Origin of the sequence: Tumebacillus algifaecis (genome assembly GCF_002243515.1) — a bacterium.
Lineage (GTDB): Bacteria > Bacillota > Bacilli > Tumebacillales > Tumebacillaceae > Tumebacillus_A > Tumebacillus_A algifaecis.
Map to the genome: position 1 here is coordinate 4,427,501 of NZ_CP022657.1, position 5,000 is coordinate 4,432,500.

2 protein-coding genes, 10 tRNA genes and 3 rRNA genes (2 of these 15 running past the window's edge) are annotated in these 5,000 nt (G+C 51.4%); all 15 read right to left on the reverse strand.

The genetic code is table 11. The annotated features are described in order from the left end of the window. Nucleotides 1-1,196, reverse strand: a 16S ribosomal RNA gene (locus CIG75_RS19990) (it extends 349 nt beyond the left edge of the window). Between the two features lie 426 nt (nt 1,197-1,622). Further along, a tRNA-Phe gene (locus CIG75_RS19995) sits at nt 1,623-1,698 on the reverse strand. Nucleotides 1,699-1,718: 20 nt separating this feature from the next. Next, nucleotides 1,719-1,795, reverse strand: a tRNA-Asp gene (locus CIG75_RS20000). 7 nt (nt 1,796-1,802) lie between these two features. Next, nucleotides 1,803-1,878, reverse strand: a tRNA-Val gene (locus CIG75_RS20005). 4 nt (nt 1,879-1,882) lie between these two features. Continuing rightward, nucleotides 1,883-1,959 (reverse strand) — tRNA-Glu (locus CIG75_RS20010). 6 nt (nt 1,960-1,965) lie between these two features. Continuing rightward, nucleotides 1,966-2,041 (reverse strand) — tRNA-Thr (locus CIG75_RS20015). 5 nt (nt 2,042-2,046) lie between these two features. Further along, nucleotides 2,047-2,122, reverse strand: a tRNA-Asn gene (locus CIG75_RS20020). A 4-nt stretch (nt 2,123-2,126) separates the two neighbouring features. Then, nucleotides 2,127-2,202, reverse strand: a tRNA-Ala gene (locus CIG75_RS20025). 8 nt (nt 2,203-2,210) lie between these two features. After that, nucleotides 2,211-2,287, reverse strand: a tRNA-Arg gene (locus tag CIG75_RS20030). Between the two features lie 19 nt (nt 2,288-2,306). After that, a tRNA-Lys gene (locus tag CIG75_RS20035) sits at nt 2,307-2,382 on the reverse strand. A gap of 4 nt (nt 2,383-2,386) precedes the next feature. Continuing rightward, nucleotides 2,387-2,470 (reverse strand) — tRNA-Tyr (locus CIG75_RS20040). A gap of 230 nt (nt 2,471-2,700) precedes the next feature. Next, nucleotides 2,701-3,588 (reverse strand): AraC family transcriptional regulator, encoded by an 888-nt coding sequence (locus CIG75_RS20045; RefSeq protein ID WP_172844488.1) that lies wholly within the window; start codon nt 3,586-3,588, stop codon nt 2,701-2,703. 25 nt (nt 3,589-3,613) lie between these two features. Then, complete coding sequence (locus tag CIG75_RS21505) at nt 3,614-3,736, reverse strand: hypothetical protein (RefSeq protein ID WP_265415051.1); 123 nt, start codon at nt 3,734-3,736, stop codon at nt 3,614-3,616. Nucleotides 3,737-4,497: 761 nt separating this feature from the next. Then, a 5S ribosomal RNA gene (gene rrf / locus CIG75_RS20050) occupies nt 4,498-4,614 on the reverse strand. A gap of 106 nt (nt 4,615-4,720) precedes the next feature. Next, nucleotides 4,721-5,000: ribosomal RNA gene (locus CIG75_RS20055) — 23S ribosomal RNA — on the reverse strand (it continues 2,650 nt past the right edge of the window).

Below are 5,000 nucleotides of genomic sequence, written 5' to 3' on the forward strand. Positions count from 1 at the left end.
CGTCATCCCCGCCTTCCTCCGGTTTGTCACCGGCAGTCAATTGTGAGTGCCCAACTGAATGATGGCAACACAATTTAGGGGTTGCGCTCGTTGCGGGACTTAACCCAACATCTCACGACACGAGCTGACGACAACCATGCACCACCTGTCACCGCTGCCCCGAAGGGAAGGTCTATCTCTAAACCGGTCAGCGGGATGTCAAGTCTTGGTAAGGTTCTTCGCGTTGCTTCGAATTAAACCACATGCTCCACTGCTTGTGCGGGCCCCCGTCAATTCCTTTGAGTTTCAGTCTTGCGACCGTACTCCCCAGGCGGAGTGCTTAATGCGTTAGCTTCGGCACTGAGGGTGGTACCCCCCAACACCTAGCACTCATCGTTTACGGCGTGGACTACCAGGGTATCTAATCCTGTTTGCTCCCCACGCTTTCGCGCCTCAGCGTCAGAAATCGGCCAGCAAGGCGCCTTCGCCACAGGTGTTCCTCCACATCTCTACGCATTTCACCGCTACACGTGGAATTCCCCTTGCCTCTCCGATCCTCAAGCCATCCCGTATCCAAGGCAGTCCCAAGGTTGAGCCTTGGGCTTTCACCCCGGACGCAGATGGCCGCCTGCGCGCGCTTTACGCCCAGTGATTCCGGACAACGCTTGCCCCCTACGTATTACCGCGGCTGCTGGCACGTAGTTAGCCGGGGCTTCCTCCTCTGTTACCGTCAGGGTGTGAGCATTCCCTTCTCACACTTGTTCTTCACAGAAGACAGAATTTTACAACCCGAAGGCCTTCATCATTCACGCGGCGTTGCTCCATCAGGCTTGCGCCCATTGTGGAAGATTCCCTACTGCTGCCTCCCGTAGGAGTCTGGGCCGTGTCTCAGTCCCAGTGTGGCCGATCACCCTCTCAGGTCGGCTACGCATCGTCGCCTTGGTGAGCCGTTACCTCACCAACTAGCTAATGCGCCGCGGGCTCATCCGACAGTGAAGCGAAAGCTTCTTTCTCGATCTCCTCATGCGAGGAAATCGCTTATCCGGTATTAGCACTCGTTTCCAAGCGTTATCCCAGTCTGTCGGGCAGATTGCCCACGTGTTACTCACCCGTCCGCCGCTAACCTTTGGGAGCAAGCTCCCTCCGGTCCGCTCGACTTGCATGTATTAGGCACGCCGCCAGCGTTCGTCCTGAGCCAGGATCAAACTCTCAATAAAAGTTGAAAAAGTTTGTATCTTGACTCGCATCAGATCTCTGTAACACTCGTTTAGTTTTCAAGGATCAATCGGTTTGTTTCTCGCGTCAACCGCGTATCTCTCGCGGCGACAGGTGTTAATATAACATGCTCCATCACAAGAAGTCAACTAGAAACTTTTTCATCATCAATCTGATTTCGACTGCTGTGTGCAATCAGTAACCTGCATGTCCGAATCGCATTCGTTCGTATCGCTCGCGGCGACAAGAGTTACCTTATCACGCCCCGTTGATCGCCTCCACCCTCAGTCCCAAACAAAACGAAACGATAGCCCTTGCTGAGAAACTCGCTTCCCACTCAAACTCCATTTTTCTAACGTTTTTGTTCCCGCACGCGCATGACCGGATAAAAAAAAGACCCGATCAATTAAGATCAGGTCTTTCTAAGTTGGTGGCTCGGAACGGAATCGAACCGCCGACACGAGGATTTTCAGTCCTCTGCTCTACCGACTGAGCTACCGAGCCATATTGGGTTGTACAAAAAGTGGCGGAGCTGACGGGATTCGAACCCGCGGTCTCCCGCGTGACAGGCGGGCATGTTAGGCCACTACACCACAGCTCCGTAAAGATGGTGGAGGTTGACGGGATCGAACCGCCGACCCTCTGCTTGTAAGGCAGATGCTCTCCCAGCTGAGCTAAACCTCCAAAATGGTGACTCGTACGGGATTCGAACCCGTGAATGCCGCCTTGAAAGGGCGGTGAGTTAAGCCGCTTCTCCAACGAGCCATACAATGGTGCCTTTTACCGGAATCGAACCGATGACCTCATCCTTACCATGGATGCGCTCTACCTACTGAGCTAAAAAGGCGTATCTGGCTCCCCGAACAGGACTCGAACCTGTGACCATCCGATTAACAGTCGGGCGCTCTACCAACTGAGCTATCGAGGAACATTGGTGGAGATAAGCGGATTCGAACCGCTGACCCCCTGCTTGCAAGGCAGGTGCTCTACCAACTGAGCTATACCCCCAAAATAAATGGCGTGCCCAGAGAGATTCGAACTCCCGGCCTTTTGATTCGTAGTCAAACGCTCTATCCAGCTGAGCTATGGGCACATCTATTCTTTTGTGAAAGTGGTGAGCCATGAAGGACTCGAACCTTCGACCCACTGATTAAAAGTCAGTTGCTCTACCAACTGAGCTAATGGCTCACTATGGTGGAGAGAGAAGGATTCGAACCTTCGAAGCTTTCGCAACGGATTTACAGTCCGCCCCAGTTGGCCACTTTGGTATCTCTCCATGTTGCATCGTTCATGTTTTGTAAACCGCATCTCTCGCGGCGACAGGACTTATAATATCATGGACAAGCTCTCTGCACAATCACTTTTTTTCGACAAAAATCGACAAACTGTGATTTCAGCCACTGTTCACTCCTGCTTGGACACTGATTGCTTCTTTTTTCATATGTGTTAGGTGAAGAAAAAAAGACGCAACCAAATGCTTAGCTGCGCCTTTCTCTGCGATCTCCTTTATGCCTTTTCGATCGGGAGGTAGATATCCATCTGCTTTGCATCCGGGATCGCACAACGCTCGTCATACAGTTCAAAATCAGGGGTGGTGGCCACTTTATAGCCCGAGGTAGGAAGCCATTCATCAAAGATCGCGCCCCACGTTCGCTGGATCGTCTCGGGGAAATTCTCATCGGAGACAGGCGCCGTGGTAAAGACCGCATAGCTAGCAGCCGGAATGACGCGGTAGGCGAGTTCGCTTCCCTCCGGTAAAGTAGGAGCTTCTGCTACTTCCATGCCGATCAAGTAGCTGCAATCGCCCGTCTCGCTGTTGTAATCAACACATACGCCATATTCGACATCTGTGTTGATCGGATTCGGGATCGTGTGCCCCAGCCCTTCTCGGATGTAGCGCTGCCAGAACGCAGGGATGTTGTTTCCTTGTTCATCGTTTTGTTCAATGCGTACCAGATAGCCAAGCACTTTGATTTCCTGTTTGTTGAGCATGGTAGGTGTCATTTGAATTCCTCCTGTGGAATGGAGACTTGAAATCTCCAGGTCTACACGCGGGAAGACCTGTACATAACGGCCTTGTTTGCGATACTCCCCCGGTGTGATTTGATAGGCGCGCTTGAAGGCTCTTGTAAACGTCTCATGCGACCCAAAACCGTACGCCAAGGCGATATCTAGGATCTTGCGGTTGGTCCGGATCAATTCGTTTGCGGCAAAGTCGAGTCTCCGATTCTTAATATAGGTCATCACCGCTATGCCCACCGTCATTTGAAACAGGCGGTGAAAGTGATAAGCTGAATAACCAGCCACTTCTGCCAAGTCGGTCAGAGCGATGTCAGATAGCATATGTTCTTCGATGTAGTTAATCGTCTTTTGCATGCGATCTATGACGTACATGACTCCACCTCCTATTTGAATCATACTAGAAGGAAGTGGAAAACTCTTGACGTTTTTTGCTGTCATGTGCCTGCTTTTTATGAATGGAAATGGCCAGCTTCAGCCATGCTGCATCCTTCACGCCGAGCGCGCGACGTTCTCTGTACATATTCCTTTTTTGGATTCTAAGACTAGCGAGATCCACTACACCACCCCGCTTTGAACGGAGGAACTACTTCATTTGACCTTCCCACACAAAAAAGAGCCGTTTCATGGCACTCGGACTTTTTGATCCCCCCTACACCGTCCTACTGTTTCAGTTTTTCAGGACCATATGTTCTATATCCCCCTTCCCGCTTGGGTTACTCCTACCTGACGCGGCCGAGCTACTACATTCTGAAATCCCTTACGTAATCGAACCTCGTTCATTGAGCCGGCCTCATAAAAACCCGTTCCATAGGGCCCGCATGCGACTCTGCTCTTCGATTGATCTCGGATGACAAAAATTCAATGAACTGAGTCCCACATTTTCCATCTCGGCGTTCTAAATGCAAAGCAATTGGAATAAAAGGTCTCAGGAGATCACTTTATGATCCAAGGCTCTGCGCTCCGCTTTGAACGTGGTGCTAACATTTATTCACCTTGGACAACGAAGAACGACCCACTTCATTGAAATGAACTCCTATTGCTCGGCGTTATCCGCTTCTTCAATGGCAAAATTGATAACAAAAAAAGACCACGTTCATCGAACAGGGCCCTCATCTTTGCCTAGCGACATCCAACCCCCCATGACCCTGCGGTCCAAGTACCATACTTCCGCTTTCGCTCCGGTGGTTCTTCGCTTCGCTTCGAACTCGGCACTGTTTCTATATACTCATCAGACAACATCAAAAAAGACCCGATCTTAGAAGATCGAGTCTTTCCCTCTTTGCCTAGCGACGTCCTACTCTCCCAGGACCCTGCGGTCCAAGTACCATTGGCTCTGTGGAGCTTAACTTCTGTGTTCGGGATGGGAACAGGTGTGACCTCCACGACATTACCACTAGACGTACAGTCGATCAGCGTTGCGACAGGACGTCGCGGCTTCTAACCGATCTACCGCTGTGTGTTCCCTGAAAACTGGATGCGAAATGATTGTGAGTTTTGAACTACTTAGGATAAGCCCTCGACCGATTAGTACTGGTCAGCTACACGCCTCGCGGCGCTTCCACCTCCAGCCTATCAACCTTGTCTTCTACAAGGGGTCTTACCACGTTGACCGTGTGGGAAGTCTTATCTTGAGGTGGGCTTCGCGCTTAGATGCTTTCAGCGCTTATCCCTTCCCGACATAGCTACCCAGCGATGCGGTTGGCACCACAACTGGGACACCAGCGGTCGGTTCATCCCGGTCCTCTCGTACTAAGGACAACTCCTCTCAAACTTCCTGCGCCCAC